Origin of the sequence: Halorubrum sp. Eb13 (genome assembly GCF_002252895.1) — an archaeon.
Classification (GTDB): Archaea; Halobacteriota; Halobacteria; order Halobacteriales; family Haloferacaceae; genus Halorubrum.
Window position 1 is genome coordinate 1 of sequence record NZ_NHPE01000087.1, and the last position, 335, is coordinate 335.

Annotated in this window: 1 protein-coding gene; it reads right to left on the minus strand. The window is 65.1% G+C overall.

Annotated elements, in window-relative coordinates; genetic code table 11:
* Nucleotides 1–300, minus strand: a 300-nt coding sequence (locus tag DJ75_RS11055) for an RPA12/RPB9/RPC11 RNA polymerase family protein (protein WP_094524527.1), incomplete at its 3' end; no start/stop codon positions are given.
* Nucleotides 301–335 lie beyond the last annotated feature (35 nt).

The following is a 335-nucleotide window of genomic DNA, read 5'->3' on the forward strand; positions in this document are numbered from 1 at the left end:
CTCGCACTCGGTGCAGACGAAGAAGCGGGTCTCCGACTCGTCGGCCGAGCGGATCTGCTGCATGTACCAGTAGGCGCGGTCGTTTCCGCACTCCGGACAGTGCGCGGTCGTCTGCGGCAGTCCCTTGTCCTCCGCGTCGCTCACGTCGATGACCTCCGACTCGACCTGCGACTCGGTGGTCCACTCGTCGTCGCCGTCTTCGCGGCCGATCTCGTTGTCACAGTCCGCGGAGCTACACACCCAGTGGTCCTCGCCCTCGCCGGACTTCATCATCGAGCCGCACTCGTCGCAGAACTTCATGGCGGAACCAGCCGCGGATCGTATATAAGCGGCGG